This window comes from uncultured Anaerovibrio sp. (genome assembly GCF_947302755.1).
In the GTDB taxonomy this organism is placed as follows: Bacteria; Bacillota; Negativicutes; order Selenomonadales; family Selenomonadaceae; genus Anaerovibrio.
On the sequence record NZ_CAMYWM010000018.1, the window covers coordinates 1 to 17695 of the forward strand.

The following is a 17695-nucleotide window of genomic DNA, read 5'->3' on the forward strand; positions in this document are numbered from 1 at the left end:
CCACCACCCTGGCTACACCAGCCTCCACCAGCGCATTGGCACAAGGGCCGGTTCGGCCATAGTGAGAACATGGCTCCAAGGTAACATATACTGTTGCCCCTTTGGCCAGCTCGCCGGCCATGTTCATGGCATGAATTTCCGCATGGGGAGTACCGGCCCTGCGATGCCAGCCTTCGGCAATGATGCGGCCTTCCTTAACGATAACCGCTCCCACCAAAGGATTTGGCGACGTTCTGCCCATGGCATTTTTCGCCACCCGCAGAGCTTCACTCATATAAAACTCATCCTGCAATTCCATCACCTCTTTCCTATAGAAAATGAGATACACAGAACAGCCTATATCAAATAAAAAAGCTGTTGAAGAACGAAACTCTTCAACAGCCCCAAATGCACACAAAAATAATGTACATACAAGTCTTTTCTCATCCAGACTATACTGTCGGCCACGGAATTTCACCGTGTCATGCCACAAGGGCTCGCGGGCTATACCGCCGGTAGGGAATTACACCCTGCCCCAAAGACTGTATCTGTATTTCCACCGCTTATTATACCACAGCAATTATCCAACTGCAACCTTATGGTTGCTGTATTCGTCCCTAACCTTGTACATCACCAGGCCAATTACCAAGCCCGCCAGAGCCGGTACCAGCCAGCCAAAGCCCTGGGTAAAGAACGGAATATATTCCGTAGCGAAGGCCACCATGGAGGTTACCAGCTGAGAACCGGCCAATTCCTTCGGCAAAGCATTTACCAAATCGAATATTGCGGCAATAACAGTAAACAAGGTAACCATGCCATATACCCACTTGGAATGATTAAAGTAACCGCCCACCAGGCCCAACAGGGTCAGGGTAATGGTCAACGGGTACAGGAACATCAATACAGGAATGGCATAAACGATAATCGCCGTAAGACCCACATTGGAAATCAGCAGGGATACAGCCCCAAAGATACAGGCCCAGGTACGATAGCCAGGACCCCCAGGGAACATTTCGCAAAAGGTCTGGGAGCAGCTGGTTACCAGGCCGATGGCCGTCTTAAGACAGGCAAAGGTAGCAATTCCCGCCAGCACGAATACGCCGGCGGCACCAAAATAATGACCGGAAATATCCGACAAAGCCACGCCACCGTTTTCCGCCATGGAGAATACCCCCATGCTCATGGTACCCATGAGGATAATCATGAGATAAATCACTGACATGATGATGCCACTGAGGACACCGGCTTTAATAGTGGACGAAGCAATGGCCTCATTAGTGCACAGGCCAAGATTTTTCATACTGTTTACTACGATAATACCAAAAGCCAAGCCAGCCATGGCGTCCATGGTGTTGTAGCCCTCCAGAATACCCTTGGCAAAGGCCCCGGACTCATATTCTGCTGACGGAGCAATGCTGGCAATGCTGTCCGTCATTGGATTGGCAAAGGCCACCAACAGCAAACTGCCCAAAAATATCAGGAAAATCGGGGTCAAAATCTTTCCCACCCAGGTAACAATTCCACTTGGTCTGAGGGAAAAGAACATGACAATGGCAAAGAACACCAAAGAAAAACCAAAAAGTGCCATCTCCGGACTAATACCGGCAAACATCGGTGCAATCCCCATAGAGAAAGGAACCGTTGCACAACGCGGAATTGCAAAGCATGGACCGATGGTCAAATACAGCATGCAGGTAAAGAACATGGCATATTTTTTATTCACTCTGGAAGCCAAATCCTGCAGGCCGTTACCGCCGGACATGCCGATAGCTGCCACGGCCAAAATAGGAATACCCACACCAGTCAAAATGAAACCGGCAATTGCCGGCCACACATTGCTGCCGGCTGCCTGTCCCAGATGAACCGGGAAGATAATGTTGCCGGCGCCAAAGAACATACCAAACAGCATACTGGCAACAAACAGATAATTTTTCCAACTTAATTTCTCATTCACAATAAAACGCCCCTTAAATAAAATCACAACAGATAAAATGTTACCACTGCGCTACAGGGATGTCAAAGAAATCTAAAATAAGCTGATGAAAAAGAGCCTGCCCTTTTCACCAGCTTTTTGTTGTCAATCGATTATTCAGTATAAACAATATATATTTTTCACAACGCATATCATTGTTGATTGGATAATTCTTCAATTTCTTTTTCACTAAGGCCGGTATACTCTATAATTTTATCCATGGGCTCATTCCTGCGAAGCATTTTAATTGCCATATCCTTTGCTTTATTCAACTGGCCTTCTTTCAGGCCTTCTTCCTTGCCATCGTTATGGGCTTCAAGTATTTTCATTTCATAAGTCATATAACTCACCCTCTCTTCTTTATTCTCTTTGATTTCCTTGATAAAGTTAATTACATCATCGCTATAAGAGACTTATCCACATTGGCTGCATACATGAGAAGGAACACCCTTTACGATAACAATACAATTTCCCAAATCCACCATAAAGGTGGTCAATTTATCTTCCATATCGCCTTTACACATGACACAAGTCATCAAAAATGCTCCTTTCTGGTCTATAAATGCTATCTTTTGCACAAGGGCTGTAGAATAATCTATCAAAAAACAACCATTAATTCCTAACCGGAAATATTTTGCTCATCACTGACATAGCGCCTTGCCGATACTTGTTCCAAACAAAATAACAAACAGCAGCTACTGCAATAACACCAGTGCAAACCACACTATACATAAAGGTATAGCCATAGCCAGCTGCGACTATTCCCAAAAGGCCAGCTGCCAGTCCGACACAAATATCCAGGGACCAAAAATAGGTAGCTGTAGCCACACCGCTACGCTCCATCGGTGCACTTTGGATAGCCAATGTCTGAAAAGCTGGGCTCAAAGCACCAAAGCCTATACCCAATATTGCAGCCGACACTAAAAGCCCCAGCATAGTAGAAATCTGACCAAAAATAATCATTCCCAAAGCGAAACACAGAAAACCAGGATAGATTGTATAATCTGGTCCCTTGGTATCAAATATTTTTCCAACGATAGGACGAGTCAGCACAATAACAGTGGCAAATACGGCAAAGAACATACTGGTTTCCTGCTGCAGACCCAGGGATTTCGCATAAAGGGGAATAAATGTCAATACGCCACCGTAAGCAAAGAATACCAAGCCACCAATGGAAGACATAGCCACAGACCTGCGTTCAATAAAATCACTGACGGAGATGCCATGGCGCTGCTTTTTAGCTGGCAAAATAACTGCATCAGGCAGTCTACGATGATTTGCCACAACAAAGGTAAATAATGCCAGCATCACCATAAAGGGGAAAAACATCTCAGCTCCCCAGCTGCCGATTATTACCAACCCCAGCAAAGGACCTACAACCATAGCCAAATTTGTGGTCAAGGCAAAATAACCAATCCCCTCGCCCTTGCGCTCCGCCGGTAATACCATTGCGGCCATAGCAGCAGCTGCCGTAGTTGCAATAGCAAAAATCACACCATGAAACAGGCGCAAGCTATAAAGCCCTGTAAGGGTCTGAAAAAAGTTGAACCCAAGCATAATAAGCCCAAAACAGAGTGTCGCCACCAACATCAATGTTCGCTTATTCACGCTGTCGATAAGTTTTCCAGCCAATGGACGGCAGGCCACAGTTCCAATCTGGAAAAAAGTCATGGCCATGCCTGCCTCCAGTTCCCCGCCATGCAAATCATCCATAATAAAAATCGGCAAGGCGGCAATCATAATATACTGGCTCATAAATACCAGAAAGTTACAGCCGCCCATACTAATAAATTCCGTTGTCCAAAGTTTATTCATTCTCTAATCATTTCCTCTATTTTTAGTAACATTTTCTTCATATTTGCTGTATCCACTTCGCCCAGTTCCAGCTCCAATTGCCGATTTTCCCGTTCATCTTCCGCTGCCAATTTATCCACAAGCTGTTTACCAGACACGGTCAGCTGCAGGAAAAAGGCACGACGGTCAGCTTGATTAGGCTCCCTTTTTACATAATCCTTCTTAAGCAATCTATCCACAATCGCCTTCACTGTATTGGGATCTCGTTGCATTTGCCCGGATAATTCTTTTTGGCTGATATCCGGATGCTCAGCTAATATCTTCATAGCCACCCATTGCTCTATAGTCAGTCCGTATGGGCTGAATATTTTCTCGGTATGGCGATGAACCTTTCTGGCCGTTCGACATAACAGATAGCCCAATGTATCATCTATCTGCATCGTGATTTCACCTTCTTTTTGTACTTATCGAATTTTATGATGATTTAATAAAAATAATACGTTAACGTACTTTATATTAGTACGCTAACGTATTATTGTCAACAAGATATTTTAACCCCACGCGAACGGGTGCTAAGTCTTCCTCCTTTTAAGGGGAAGAAAAGCCCCATAGCTGACACTTTTCCATGGGGCGTATTAACCAATAGGCGTTGCCTCTTGGATACGTCCGCAAAGCCCTGGGTAAAATTCAACTAAATTCAGATGGAATTAAAACTCCACCTGAATAAGTTATCATTTTATCCAAAGACGAAGTTTTGCATCTTACCAACAAGAATTGACCCATTAACTAACAAAGGGGCTATCGCATTTTCTTAGTGCGACAGCCCCTTTTCTTGTTAACGGTGTAACAAAGGATTTCCCTTACTTCATTTCCATTCCCATGATTTCAATCAAGCCCTTTATTATGTGTTGTACCTCACTGAAGCGTTCACTTTTCTCACAACCATTGGCAAGGTAGAGGCTGCGGTTTATCTCTATCATTACCGACTGTACTCTCCTGTCCTGACGGTAATACTTCATAGGAACCAGTGCCCCGGCAAAGGGTGAATCGTTTTTTACCGACAAATTATGGTCCTGAAGATAATTGACCATTTTGTACACCATGTTCGGGGAGGTGTGGTAGTCATCAGTACCAATGCAGATATCCGGTCGGTTTGGCTTCTGGTCAGGTTCATAAGGCAGTGGCTCGGGATGAAAGGAATGGCCATCAATGATTAGGCACTGGCCATATTGGGCCAAGCGGTGTTCCACGGTGGCCTCCAGCTTTGCATGATGCGGGTCGTAATAGTTTCTGATTACCTCTTCCCGTTTGGCATTACTAAATTTTCTAAATGGCATATTCCAGGAACTATGAGTATAATACAGCCCCATTCCCCTTTGGCTCATAGTCTCATCCTTGTCATCACGAAAGCGCTCAACATCGCACACCAGCCGACTCACCTTTAAATCCACCATCTCAGCTTCACAGGCAAAGAGCTCATTGCAGTACCAGTCTGTCATCACTAACATTTCGTGGCTCAATACTTCCAAATCATAGTCTAGGATATACGCCTCTGGAATGTACAGGGATGCGTGTGGAACATGAATTACTACATTTTCTAACATTTTCATCGTCTCCTTTTGTTCTGTAAACCAAAAAGAGACGCAATGAAAAAGCCCATCGTCTTGATGGGCCCGATTTACTTTATCCTACCCATCAATCAAGCTTTAGCACCTTACCACGTTTTCACCCGTGGCAGGTTGCTGAAGGGTCATCGAGCTTGTCTCTCGCCTTCTCTTTATGGTTAAGAATATATTTAATTATCTTGTTGCCTATACGGCAATTATAGTGTAGCAAATCTTATATTTTCCGTCATTAAAGCAATATTAAAAATTCCTTTCAATTATTTCAGCATTTCTGCCCTGTTCTTCAACTTCCATTTCCATCTGAGTTTTCTTCCTCTAGGACGGTATTAGCACTGGCTTCAATCATTTGTATAACAACGTGATTTAACTCCGATGCCTTTTTGCTAGTAATAACCGATTTGCCTGTTCCCTCTTCAATAGCCTTCCTTGCATCGCCAGCCACCTTGCCACCTCGCTTAGCTACAGAAACATTTTGAGCAAGTCCAGATGGTTTTTCTGCTTCCGAAAATTCTTTGGCAGCCGTTTCTGCCAGCATATTTATAACTAATTCAGTAGTACTCATATTGTCCCGAAGGCTTTCCTTTTTTAGTCCTTTTAGATTTTTGTACTGACGGGTAGACATCCCACTCCACGCTCTTGTAAGTTCATCGGTAAGTACAGCATATTCTTTGCCCTGCTTTATCCCACGCTCTTTCCATTCATCCGTTAGTTCCTTGCGGGCACTGATTGCCATAAGTCGCTGATTGATCCACTCTTTGGTATATCCCTTTCGTTCATAGGTAACCACCAATCTATCAGCTATAAGCTCCGGATCGAGGGTTTCATCAATACGCTCTTTACCCACCTGGGCCAGCCATAATTTAAACGGTTCTGCCTTTTTCGATGGTATTGACTGTATAATACGCAGCAGCTGCTCTGTATTTGCCACATCAGTGGCATATCTTTTTCCATCTTTTGGAGACTTCAATTTCAGTTGGTGACAATTTGTCACCAACTCACTTCCCTCAGCTTTTAGCCGCTGCTTTAACTTGTTCCAATACTTACGTCCATCACTACTTTCCGTCAGTATCCGCACCACATCCACAATAGAAAAATACCATTCTTCCTCCGCCTCATTCCAAGCAGTGCGAATAGGCTGGTCCTCAAACAGCTGCATATTTTCCATTTCTTCACTCATTATCCGTTTCTGCCTTTCTTACGTCCTCAAAACAGAACAACAATTCTTTTATCTCTATTATATAAAACACATATTCTATAAATCAAGTTTTTTATCAGAAATATGCAATTTCAAAAAATACCCTGTAGCTTCAATCACAAAGCTGCAGGGTATCTTGCGTATAAATTATCAATTTTTCAGAAAAATGGATTGCTTTCCCGCTCTATTCCCATGGTAGACGCTGGGCCGTGGCCGGGGAAGACCTTGGTGGCATTGGATACCTTGGCCAGTCTGTTGCGGATGGAATCCAGGATAGCCTCGGTGCTGCTGCCCGGAAAATCCGTGCGGCCCACGGAGCCGGCAAAGAGGGTATCACCGCTGAACAGGGCACCGCCCCCATAGAAGCACACACCGCCTGGGGTATGGCCCGGAGTATGGATAACCTTAAGGCTGCAGCCGCCAAAGGAAACATTGTCACCATCCTTCAGCAGCACATCTGCTGCATCCATTTCTCCCGGTACACCTACAAAGGCCGACAAATTCTTTCTGGCATCTGTCAGCATGTCCCCATCCTCCTCATGGATGGCCACCGGCACATTCAGGGCTTGTTTTACCTCCTTCAGCCCCCCGATATGATCAAAGTGACCATGGGTAAGGGCAATAAGCTTCACCTCAACCCCCATTTCCTTTATGGCCGACAATATCTTCGACGGATTGCCGCCGGGATCAATAATCATTCCCGCGCTGGAATTGTTGTCCTTCAGTATATAGCAGTTGGCCGCGACCGGCCCCACCTCAAAGCTCTTTACGGAAAAATCCATATATGCGATCCTCCAATCAATCATTACGCTTGTCCGCATTACTGGTCATGGCTCTGCTGACACTGTAAATATCCTTTAAACGCCGTATCTTGGCCATTATCTGATTTACCTGGGAGGTGGCATGCACCTCAATCCCCAGAATAATCACGGAGGTCTTGTTGTTGCGATTTGCCCGGGCATTTACCGAGGAAACATTTATCTTCATTTCCGTAGGCACCGCCAAGATGCTGGACAAAATACCTGGATTGTCATTGCAGTGAATTTCAATCTCCACCGTATATTCCCGGTCAAGACCCACATCCCAGTTTACAGCAATAACCCTGGAGGCGGCATCACTGGTCACAGACACATTTGGACAGTCGGCCCTGTGTACTGACACACCACGTCCCTTAGTAATAAATCCGGTAATGGGATCCCCGGGAATTGGATTGCAGCACTTGGCCAGACGCACCAGCATGCCCCCTTCTCCCTCCACCAGAATACCATGACTGGCCTTGGATTTGTGGGCATTGCCCTGTCCCTGGGGACGCTTCAGCTTTTCCAGCATCTCCGAAACATCCGGCGGAGTATGCTCCTTAATCAGCTTTTTGTGCAGCTCAATCAGCTTGGCAATAACCCCACTTACGGTAACGCCGCCATAGCCGATAGCCGCCAGCAAATCACCGGCATTGTTAATATTAAACCGCAGGCACACCTCGTTAAGCCATTCATCCCGCAGAAGATCCTTAGGGTCATAGCCCAGCTTCTTGCCTTCCTTTTCCAGAAGCTCCTGGCCCTTGGCCACATTTTCCTCACGGCGCACCTTTTTGAACCAGCCCCTGATTTTGCTTCGGGTATCGGAAGCCGCCACAATATTGAGCCAGTCACGGCTTGGTCCCTGATTGGCCTTATTGGTAATAATCGAAACAATATCGCCGTTTTTCAGCTTGTATTCCAATGGAACAATCTTGCCGTTTACCTTGGCCCCAACGCAGTGGTGACCCACCTCCGTATGAATTCTGTAGGCAAAATCAATGGGAACAGACCCCTTGGGCAGGTCGATAACGTCGCCACGGGGAGTAAATACAAACACCTCATCGGAAAAAATATCCATTTTCAGGGCCTGAATGTATTCACTGGGGTCATTAAGCTCCTGCTGGAGATTTACCATCTGACGAAGCCAGGACAGCTTCTTGTCATAATCGTTGGCCGCCGTAGCTCCCCGGCCATGCTCCTTGTACTTCCAATGGGCCGCCACACCATACTCGGAAATCTTGTGCATGGCAAAGGTCCTAATCTGGATTTCCAACGGGAAGCCCCTGGTCATAACCGTGGTATGCAGTGACTGATAGCCATTGGATTTAGGCATGGCGATATAATCCTTGAACCGCCCCGGTATAGGCTTCCACATGGCGTGGATGACCCCGAGGACTGCATAGCAATCCTTTACGTTCTGTACCAATACCCGGATAGCCGACAGGTCATAAATTTCACTTATATCCTTGTTATCCCGCTTCATCTTGCGGTAGATACTGTAAAAGTGCTTGGCCCGTCCGCTGATTTCTGCCTTGACCCCGCTTCTTATGAGCTTGGTATGAATCTGCAAAATGGAATCCTCAACAAACCGCTGACGCTCCTGACGCCTCTGCTTAACCTTTTCCACAAGATCATAATACTGCTCAGGCTCAAGATAGCGCAGGCACAAATCCTCCAGCTCCCATTTTATATTGGAAATCCCCAGGCGATTGGCCAGTGGAGCATATACCTCAATGGTCTCCCTGGCTATGCGCTGCTGCTTCTCTTCCTTTACAAATTTCAGCGTCCGCATATTGTGAAGCCGGTCAGCCAGTTTGATAATGATTACGCGAATGTCCTTGGCCATGGCCAAAAACAGCTTGCGATAATTCTCTGACTGCTGCTCCACCTTGGACTGGAATTTGATTTTTCCCAGCTTGGTAACTCCATCAATCAGCATGGCCACCTCCGGGCCAAACATTTCCTCCATCTGCTTAATATCATAGATGGTATCCTCCACCACATCATGGAGGAGAGCCGCCGTAATGGTCACCGCATCAATTTGAAGCTCCGTAAGAATCTTGGCTACGCACAAGGGATGAATAATATATTCCTCACCGGAGGCCCGTTTCTGTCCCTCATGGGCTGAATGGGCCAAATCGTATGCCTTGCGTACCAGCTCCACATCCGCATTGGGCTGATATTCCAGAACCGCATTTATAATATCATCAATAGATACATCAGCTGTAGCACCAGCACAAACAGGCGTATAAATATTAACATTTGTAGAAGTTGGAGTGGCATCCATTGTCATCACCGCCAATCGAAATAAAAACTTGATATTAAAATATTATACCATATTTGGGGCACAACGTTACACATTATTCAACCTGCAAAAGGTGGCTGAATCCTGTAAATTCATTTTGCCTGTGCCCTCCACCAGGTGACACTGCCCTTCATCATCAACAGTCAGGATACCCAGCTCCTGAAAGATAAGTAATCCGTGCTTCACTGCCTCAGTCTCTGCCTGGAGGCCCATAATGCGCATCCGCACTGCCAGCCAGGAATAATCATTGTATACAGACCTGCTGTTATCATGACACCCTTTTATGAACAAATACAGCTCCTTTAAAAAATCCCTGTCAACGACAATGGGCTTCTCGTCCATTAACGGTGGTTCCATACTTCGTATGATGCACTGCAGGGAGCGATTGCCCTCCCATTCGTTTATTCCCAGCTCATAGACCAAATCCTGGGGCTGGGAATTAATTTTGTCCAAATCCCCATTCATATTAAAGGCCACCGCCCTTACATAACTGCTGCCATCCGTGATACTAAACCGCATATGACGGTTTTCAGCGCCCATATATGAAGCGTAGGCGGCCCGTACTCCCCGGCAGCCAAACAGGGGGCTGTCATTTTTCATGCCACAGGGCTCCAGCAGAGCCAATTCCTCCACCATTTCCATGGTAACCTCCAAGGGGGAAATCACCTGCTCCAGCTCATAGAAGGGAATATATTGCTCAGCGGTCAACTGCCGCTTTGCCTCTTCCTCCATGCGACGCTTGAATTCCGGAATATTTTCCTCTTTTATGGTCAGTCCCGCCGCCCCCTCGTGACCGCCGAACTGCTCCAAAACCTCCCTGCAGTTTTCCAGGGCCTCATAGAGATTAAACCCTTCTATACTGCGGGCCGACCCCTTGCCTATGCCGTCCTGGAGGCTAATCACGATGGTTGGCCGGTAATATTTTGTATCAAGTCCCGCTGCCGTAAGACCAATCACCCCATGGTGCCAGTTCTCCCCGGCTACCACCAGCACCCGGGTATTTTCAATATCCACAGCCTTAAGCTGCTCCTCAGCCTCCAGCTGCATATCATCCTTAAGCTTTTTCCGTTCCTCGTTGATATCATTCAGCTCCAGGGCAATAGCCTCCGCCCTGACGGCATCCTGGGCATTTAACAGCTCTACCCCCAGGGAGGCACTTCTTAGCCGTCCCGCTGCATTTATTCGGGGGGCCAGCATAAAGCCTATCACCGTACTGGTCACCGGCTTGCCCAGGCAGCCAGCCACCTCCAGCAGGGCCTTAATACCAGCCATGGCCGAATTTTCAATAGCCTTTAGCCCAGTGCTGACAATACGCCTGTTCTCGTTGGTCAGCGGCACGGCATCAGCCACCGTGCCCAAGGCCACCAGTTCAATGCCCCGATCCTTCAATGGCTCCCCCTTTATGGTCTGCCACAGGGCCTGACACAGCTTAAAGGCTATCCCCACTCCCGCCAGTTCAGGACATGGATATAGGGAATCCTTTCTGTGTGCATCCACCACCGCCACAGCCTCAGGCAGCTCCGTCCCCGGCAGATGATGATCCGTTATCACCACATCCATCCGGCCGGCCACGGATTTGATTTCCTCCACGGATTTAATCCCGCAATCCACGGTAATAAGCAGCTGTACCCCCTTGGCCACCAGCTTTTCCATGGCTTCAGCATGGAGACCATAGCCCTCCGTAAGGCGATCGGGAATATAATAATCCACCTCGGCACCCAAAGCCTTAAAGGTGGTCATCAACAGGGAGGTAGCGGTAATTCCATCACAGTCATAATCACCATAAATGGCAATATGCTCCTGTTCCTCAAGTGCCCTGATAATCCGGTTAACGGCCTTATCCATATCCGGCAGCATGTAGGGATCACAATATGGTATTTTTTCAGGGTGAAGAAACAGATCCCCCTGCTCCCTGGTATCAATTCCCCTGTTTATCAAAGCCCCGGCCAAAAGCTGGGATATGCCCAGTCCGGCAGCCAATTCAGCAGCCTTCTCCCCGGAATAGGGCTTTATTCTCCATTTTTTCATCATCGTAACCAACTCCTACTACTATTACCTAAAAAAACTTCGAGAAAACTTCCAAAAATCCTCTTTTTAATAAAATCATATTCCAAAGCTGGCCACACAAAAAAGGGAGCCTCCAAAAGAAGCTCCCACATATTATTCCATGGCAACAGACGCCAGCCCCGCCTAGTCCAAGTTGGCAGGCAAGCACCCCCATGCTAATAGATAAAAATCGGCTAAATTCAGATGAAATTTAAAGCTCCACCTGAGTAAAGCTTCATTTTATCTGTTTTCCTCCAACCGCATAAGCACAAAGCACAAATCAGAAATCCGATTGATATACAACCGATTGCTGTCATGCACCAATTCCTGCTCCGCCAAATCCAAAATAGCCCGCTCAGCCCGTCTGATAAAGGTTCTGGCCAAATCCAGGAAGGAACCTCCCTGGGACTCACCGGGAATAAGGAACTGGGTCAGGGGCGGCAGCTTGGCCTCTATACCGTCGATGGTGGATTCCACCTGGGCCACATGGCTGCCCAGCAGCATAGGCTCCTTGTCTATGCTGGCCAAATCCGCCATGAGCAAGCCATTACATTGCTGAACCTTAAGGATAATCTCCTTAACCTCATCATTCTTACAAAAAGCTCTTGCCATACCAAGGGCTGAGTTAACCTCATCAATTGTACCGTACGCCTTTACTCGCAACGAATTCTTGGCTACCCGCTGGCCGGTATACAGTCCGGTGGTACCCTTGTCGCCGGTTTTGGTATAAACACTCATAACGATTTAGCCTCCCATACACTAATTAGTCAAAAATCTCAGTAGCACTAAAGTATAAGGAAATCTCCCTGGCTGCACTTTCCGGGGAATCAGAAGCATGAACTGCATTTTCGCCGCTGCTGGCTGCATAAAGCTTACGGATAGTCCCCTCCTCTGCCTCAGCAGGATTGGTCTTACCATTAATCTTACGAACATTGGCAATAGCATCCTCACCAGCCAATACCATGGCAATAATCGGACCGGAGGTCATAAAATCAACTAATTCACCGTAATATGGACGCCCAATATGCTCATAATAATGCTGAGAAGCCAATTTGTCATCCATTTTGAGCATCTTGGCAGCCAAAATCTCCAGGCCCTTTTCCTCATAAATCTTAATAATGTCACCGATGTGATGTGCCTTCATGGCATCTGGCTTAATGAGTACCAATGTCTTTTCCATCTTGCTTACTTCTCCTTTTAAATATCCTGTAACTTTTCACTATACATCCTGGCCAGGTCTCTATGGGCATCCGCCGACTCCCGGAGGGCATTCATCTCCTCCTCGGTCAATGGGCGGATCAGCTTGGCCGGATTACCATATACCATGGAATTGGCCGGTATCTTTTTATTTTGGGGAATGAAAGAATTTGCACCGATAATGCAATTCTCGCCTATTTCAGTATAACCCATAATAACTGTTCCCGTGCCAATAAGGCAATTATCGCTAATTTTGCTGCAATGAAGCACCACGTTGTGGCCTATTGTAACATTATTGCCGATAATGGTTGGGGTGTCCCACATGGTGTGAATGGTGCAGTTATCCTGAATATTGGTATTGTTCCCAATAACCACCTTGTTGATGTCCCCCCGGATAACCGAGCTGAACCATACGCTGCTGTTGTCGCCGATGGTAACATCGCCCACCACTGCCGCATTTGGAGCAACAAACACATTCTCACCTAATTCAGGCTTTTTTTCAGCTAATGCCATAACATTTCCCATAAAAAAACCTCCCTAAAGATGTACTCTTATATTATAGCAAATTTGTCATACGAATTCCAGTCCTTAAGCCATCCAGTACAGGCCATAACCCGTTGGCTGGTGAGCCAATCCCCCAGGGCCTTGCCCTTTACCCCCTCCGGGGCCATGGTGCCATCAATAGACAGCAGCACCTTCAGCAATTCATCATATCGGGCCAGATAAACCGGAAGGTGGCCATGATCTGCCTCTATAATATGGCAGAAATCCTCCGGAGGCAGGTAGCTGGCCATCTTGTGCAGGTGAAGAAGCAATGCCGTAATCTTCCCCGGCTTTTTTATTAAAGGAGCCCGCATATGCTCCTCAATAACCAGGGCACCGGCCCGCATCCACTGATTAGGAAATTTAGCCCGCTTGTTCCAGCCGTTCAACACCTCCAGGCCCCTTGCTTCGTGATTGTAGTGATGAGGCAGCATTTCCCGGGGAGTAGCGCCCTTGCCTATATCATGAACCAGAGCGGCAAATACCGCCACCTCATTATCCGTGGCCTGGGCTACCCTATCGATTACCAGCATGGTATGGTTGTAGGCATCCCCCTCCGGGTGAAAATCAACGGGCTGAGTCTTGCCAATAAGCGCATAAACCTCCGGAAAGATGGGTTCCAGCAGCCCGGCCCTGTTTAATACCTGAAAAAAAACAGAGGGCCTGTCACTCAGCAAGACTTTTTTCAGTTCACCGATAATTCGCTCCGTAGGTTCCTCCTTCAGCTCCTGCACACACTCCCTCATAGCCTCTATAAGCTCACGGGATACCTTAAATCCCAGCTGAGCCGCCTGCCGGGCCACCCGCAGTGCCCGAACCGGATCCTCAGAAAAATGCTCCGATACAGGCCGCATAATTTTCTGCTCAATATCCCGGCGTCCCCCGTATAAATCGATAATGTCCCCTGTAAGGACCTCCATGGCCACACTGTTGACAGTGGTATCGCGACGATAAAGGTCCTCCTCAATGGTAATGCCTGCATCAGCAGCTATTTCAAAGCCAGTGTACCCGGTGCCCGTCTTGCGCTCCTTCCGGGCAAAGGCCACCTCACAGCTTATACCGTCTATTTTCACCAAAAATACGGGAAAGGCATTGCCGATTAGCTTGGCTTCGGGAAAATGCTCCTCAAAGCATTTCTTGGACAGGCCCACCACCACATAATCCTTGTCGTGGGGAGCCTTCCCCATAAGCCTGTCCCGCACCCAGCCACCTACTATATACAGGGTCCCACCGGCGTTCTTCACCTGTAGAGCAAATTCTGTTTCTGTCATTTATTCACCACCTTAACTGCACCTATCTATAAAAATTCGTTGTTTTAATAAAAATTCCTGCCAAATTACACATAAAAAAACGGACCGGTTTTCCAGTCCGATTTTACGAGCCCTGTAGAGATTATTCTATTACACAGGCCCCCTGCTTATCAATATCCAAAATCATATAGGTGGACTCCACATGATTATTCTTAAGAACCTGTTGCATGGCCTCAGCCACCTTTACCTCGTTGCCATTGGCCAGGGCCATAAGACACGGCCCGGCCCCGCTGAGAAAGGCTCCAAGGGCCCTTTCCCGCCTGGCGGCCTCAAATACATCATACATCCCCGGAATAAGCTCCGCCCTATATGGCTGGTGAAGGGCATCATCAAAGGCATTCCGCAAAAAACGGCGGCTTCCCTTGATAAAAGCAGCAATCATCATGGCTGTACTGCCAATATTTAATATGGCATCGGCCCTGTCCACCTTGTCAGGCAAAACCTCCCGGGCCGCCTTGGTCGGCAAAAAGAAATCCGGCACAACAACCACCATTCTAAAGCGGAGCTTTGGAATAAAACGGAAGGTTTCCGGCCAGCCGTTGCGCACTGTGCTGATGGTCATGCCGCCAAAAATTGCCGGAGCCACATTGTCGGGATGTCCCTCTATATCCGTGGCAATTTTCAATAAATCGCGATTTTTCAAGGGATTGCCCAGAGCCTCATTGGCCGCCTTAATCCCCCCCACAATGGCCGTGGCACTGCTGCCCAGCCCTCGGGATAGAGGAACCTGATTGTTCATAACAATCCTGGCTCCCTTATATTCATCATCACAGCCTACCCGTCTAAGTACCCGTTGGATAGACCGCCAAACGATATTCCGGCTGGTCTTGGGAATTTTCTCCGCCCCTTCACCGTAAATTTCTATTTCCAGCCTATCATCCCTAAAAAGAGTAAGCTCCAGTTCATTGTAGCAGGAGCAAGCTATTCCCAAGGTATCAAAGCCCGGTCCCAGATTGGCTGACGTTCCCGGAACTCTCACCTTAACTGTCTTTGCTTCCATAACCTTTCCCCTAAAATATTAATCTCCCTCAACCCGAATAATATTGCATATCTTGTACACCACCGACAGCCCCCGCAGCAGCTCCACAGCCTTTTCCAGCTTTTTGTGCTTAACCACATGGGTTACTGCCACGATTTCCGCATGGTTGTTTACCATACGGGTTTGAATAACTGACTTCAGGCTTACATGACTGTCCCCAAAGGCAGTGGCAATGGCCGCCAAAACCCCCGGTTCATCATCCACATGCAGGCGCACATAGTAGGAGGATTCCGTATCGGCCAGCGGACAGATATTACGCTTGCTGTAGCAGGTACAGCCTGTCACAGCCGTATTCCCTGTAACAATATTTCTGGCCACCGAAATAATATCGGCCAATACTGCCGAAGCAGTGGGCAGGGAGCCGGCCCCCCGGCCGTAGAACATGGCATCCCCAATGGCATTTCCCCTGATAAAAATCGCATTAAATACGTCATTTACTGCAGCCAATGGATGGGTTACCGGCAAAAAAACAGGGTGAACCCGTACATTAACCCCAATATCCCCATAATCCTTGGCCACTGCCAGCAGCTTTATTACATAATTCAGCTCCTTGGCATAGGCAATATCCGCCGCTTCAATGGTGGTTATCCCCTCCACATGAACACTGTCCAGATGAATTCGCGTATTAAAGGCTATGGAGCCCAATATGGCCGCCTTTCTGGCCGCATCCAGGCCCTCCACGTCTGCCGCCGGGTCGGCCTCAGCATAGCCCTTGGCCTGGGCCTCCTTCAGCACCTCATCATAATCACTGCCATCCTGGGTCACCTTGGTCAGCATGTAGTTGGTGGTGCCATTTACAATGCCCATAATCAGGCTTATTTTGTTTCCTGTAAGACACTGCTTCAATGGGGTAATAATCGGGATACCGCCACCCACACTGGCCTCGAACATGAAATCAACCTTATTGGCTTCAGCTGCCCCAAAAAGCAGCTCCCCTGACTGGGCCACCGCATCCTTGTTGGCAGTCACCACATGCTTGCCGGCCTCCATGGCCTTCACCATATATTCAATGGCCGGATGCAGTCCCCCCATCAGCTCCACTACAATATTAATCTCAGGATCCTTTATAATATCCTCCACATTGTCCGTAACCGCAATACCGGCCAGATTGTCCCGCTTCTTGGCCAAATTCCGCACCAAAACGGTCTTAATGCCAATTTCAGCACCAATGCGCTGCTCGATATCCCTGACATTTTTCTTCAGGACCTCCACCACGCCGGAACCCACCGTGCCGGAGCCCAACAGTCCAATTTGAATTTTTTTCCCCATAAAGCCTTGCTACTCCCCTCACGCCTGGGCCTGTCCCAGCACCTCTAGCCGTTTAACACCATCCACCATCCGAAGCTTGTCCAAAAGGGCCTCCAGGTCAACGGACAAATTCATAGTCTCAATGGAAATGGTGGCATTGGCCACACCCTGAAGTGGAATTCCCTGATTGATGGTAAGCACACTGCCGGAATCACTGGATATGGTATTCAACACGCTGGACAGAACCCCCTTCTTATGCTCCAGCAGGAAGGTCAGGGTTACGATTTTGTTCTGGCTGGCCTCATAGAAGGGAAATACATAATCCTTATACTTATAGTAAGCACTGCGGCTAAGCTCCATCCGTTCAACGGCTTCGTTGATTGTACGGGCATCACCGCGCTTCAGCATTTCCTTTACCCGAATGGTTTTCTTTATTGCTTCCGGTAAAATTTCTTCTCTAACAAGGAAAAATCCGCTTTTAACTTTTGATGTCATATTTTTTCCTCCGTACACTATAAGTGGATATTTTTCTACATACAAGGGATATTATACACTGTATTATTGGAGTTGACAATAGTATTATTTCCAGGAACGTAAAAAAGAGTACTCACGTTGCGCATGAGTACTCTTTTTGTCTATTTCAAA

General features: G+C 47.5%; 18 protein-coding genes and 2 riboswitches. All 18 genes read right to left on the bottom strand.

The genetic code is table 11. The features are described from left to right. The coding region (locus Q0Y54_RS03290; RefSeq protein WP_297964263.1) for a bifunctional diaminohydroxyphosphoribosylaminopyrimidine deaminase/5-amino-6-(5-phosphoribosylamino)uracil reductase RibD at positions 1 to 298 on the bottom strand (298 nt) is incomplete at its 3' end. A 112-nt stretch (positions 299 to 410) separates the two neighbouring features. Then, positions 411 to 526, bottom strand: a riboswitch (FMN riboswitch). A gap of 33 nt (positions 527 to 559) precedes the next feature. Continuing rightward, positions 560 to 1933, bottom strand: a complete 1374-nt coding sequence (gene brnQ / locus Q0Y54_RS03295; RefSeq protein WP_297964265.1) for a branched-chain amino acid transport system II carrier protein — start codon at positions 1931 to 1933, stop codon at positions 560 to 562. Positions 1934 to 2103: 170 nt separating this feature from the next. Next, positions 2104 to 2292 (bottom strand): hypothetical protein, encoded by a 189-nt coding sequence (locus tag Q0Y54_RS03300; RefSeq protein ID WP_297964267.1) that lies wholly within the window; start codon positions 2290 to 2292, stop codon positions 2104 to 2106. A gap of 72 nt (positions 2293 to 2364) precedes the next feature. Beyond that, the gene (locus Q0Y54_RS03305; RefSeq protein WP_297964269.1) at positions 2365 to 2487 is read right to left on the bottom strand and encodes a YgiT-type zinc finger protein; all 123 of its coding nucleotides are present in this window, start codon (positions 2485 to 2487) and stop codon (positions 2365 to 2367) included. A gap of 76 nt (positions 2488 to 2563) precedes the next feature. Further along, positions 2564 to 3766: an MFS transporter gene (locus Q0Y54_RS03310; RefSeq protein ID WP_297964271.1), complete on the bottom strand. Its 1203-nt coding sequence runs from the start codon at positions 3764 to 3766 to the stop codon at positions 2564 to 2566. Continuing rightward, the gene (locus Q0Y54_RS03315; RefSeq protein ID WP_297964273.1) at positions 3763 to 4185 is read right to left on the bottom strand and encodes a MarR family winged helix-turn-helix transcriptional regulator; all 423 of its coding nucleotides are present in this window, start codon (positions 4183 to 4185) and stop codon (positions 3763 to 3765) included. The genes Q0Y54_RS03310 and Q0Y54_RS03315 overlap by 4 nt, the downstream gene beginning before the upstream one ends. Positions 4186 to 4605: 420 nt before the next feature. After that, the gene (locus Q0Y54_RS03320) at positions 4606 to 5349 is read right to left on the bottom strand and encodes an N-formylglutamate amidohydrolase (RefSeq protein WP_297964275.1); all 744 of its coding nucleotides are present in this window, start codon (positions 5347 to 5349) and stop codon (positions 4606 to 4608) included. A gap of 85 nt (positions 5350 to 5434) precedes the next feature. Beyond that, positions 5435 to 5531, bottom strand: a riboswitch (SAM riboswitch). A gap of 122 nt (positions 5532 to 5653) precedes the next feature. Beyond that, a complete protein-coding gene (locus Q0Y54_RS03325; RefSeq protein ID WP_297964277.1) occupies positions 5654 to 6547 on the bottom strand; it encodes a Bro-N domain-containing protein in 894 nt (297 codons plus the stop codon). Between the two features lie 176 nt (positions 6548 to 6723). Beyond that, positions 6724 to 7347, bottom strand: a complete 624-nt coding sequence (locus tag Q0Y54_RS03330) for an MBL fold metallo-hydrolase (protein WP_297964279.1) — start codon at positions 7345 to 7347, stop codon at positions 6724 to 6726. 16 nt (positions 7348 to 7363) lie between these two features. Continuing rightward, positions 7364 to 9649, bottom strand: a complete 2286-nt coding sequence (locus tag Q0Y54_RS03335) for a bifunctional (p)ppGpp synthetase/guanosine-3',5'-bis(diphosphate) 3'-pyrophosphohydrolase (RefSeq protein ID WP_297964281.1) — start codon at positions 9647 to 9649, stop codon at positions 7364 to 7366. A 66-nt stretch (positions 9650 to 9715) separates the two neighbouring features. Beyond that, positions 9716 to 11698: a single-stranded-DNA-specific exonuclease RecJ gene (gene recJ / locus Q0Y54_RS03340; RefSeq protein ID WP_297964283.1), complete on the bottom strand. Its 1983-nt coding sequence runs from the start codon at positions 11696 to 11698 to the stop codon at positions 9716 to 9718. Between the two features lie 255 nt (positions 11699 to 11953). Beyond that, positions 11954 to 12451: a cob(I)yrinic acid a,c-diamide adenosyltransferase gene (locus Q0Y54_RS03345; protein ID WP_297964285.1), complete on the bottom strand. Its 498-nt coding sequence runs from the start codon at positions 12449 to 12451 to the stop codon at positions 11954 to 11956. A gap of 25 nt (positions 12452 to 12476) precedes the next feature. After that, positions 12477 to 12893 (bottom strand): nucleoside-diphosphate kinase, encoded by a 417-nt coding sequence (ndk, locus tag Q0Y54_RS03350; protein ID WP_297964286.1) that lies wholly within the window; start codon positions 12891 to 12893, stop codon positions 12477 to 12479. 17 nt (positions 12894 to 12910) lie between these two features. Further along, the gene (locus Q0Y54_RS03355; protein ID WP_297964288.1) at positions 12911 to 13435 is read right to left on the bottom strand and encodes a gamma carbonic anhydrase family protein; all 525 of its coding nucleotides are present in this window, start codon (positions 13433 to 13435) and stop codon (positions 12911 to 12913) included. Positions 13436 to 13461: 26 nt separating this feature from the next. Continuing rightward, a complete protein-coding gene (locus Q0Y54_RS03360) occupies positions 13462 to 14724 on the bottom strand; it encodes an HD domain-containing protein (RefSeq protein ID WP_297964290.1) in 1263 nt (420 codons plus the stop codon). A 121-nt stretch (positions 14725 to 14845) separates the two neighbouring features. Beyond that, positions 14846 to 15763: a homoserine kinase gene (gene thrB, locus Q0Y54_RS03365; RefSeq protein WP_297964292.1), complete on the bottom strand. Its 918-nt coding sequence runs from the start codon at positions 15761 to 15763 to the stop codon at positions 14846 to 14848. An 18-nt stretch (positions 15764 to 15781) separates the two neighbouring features. Next, positions 15782 to 17071, bottom strand: a complete 1290-nt coding sequence (locus Q0Y54_RS03370) for a homoserine dehydrogenase (RefSeq protein WP_297964293.1) — start codon at positions 17069 to 17071, stop codon at positions 15782 to 15784. Between the two features lie 18 nt (positions 17072 to 17089). After that, positions 17090 to 17545: an ACT domain-containing protein gene (locus Q0Y54_RS03375; RefSeq protein ID WP_297964295.1), complete on the bottom strand. Its 456-nt coding sequence runs from the start codon at positions 17543 to 17545 to the stop codon at positions 17090 to 17092. Between the last annotated feature and the right edge of the window lie 150 nt (positions 17546 to 17695).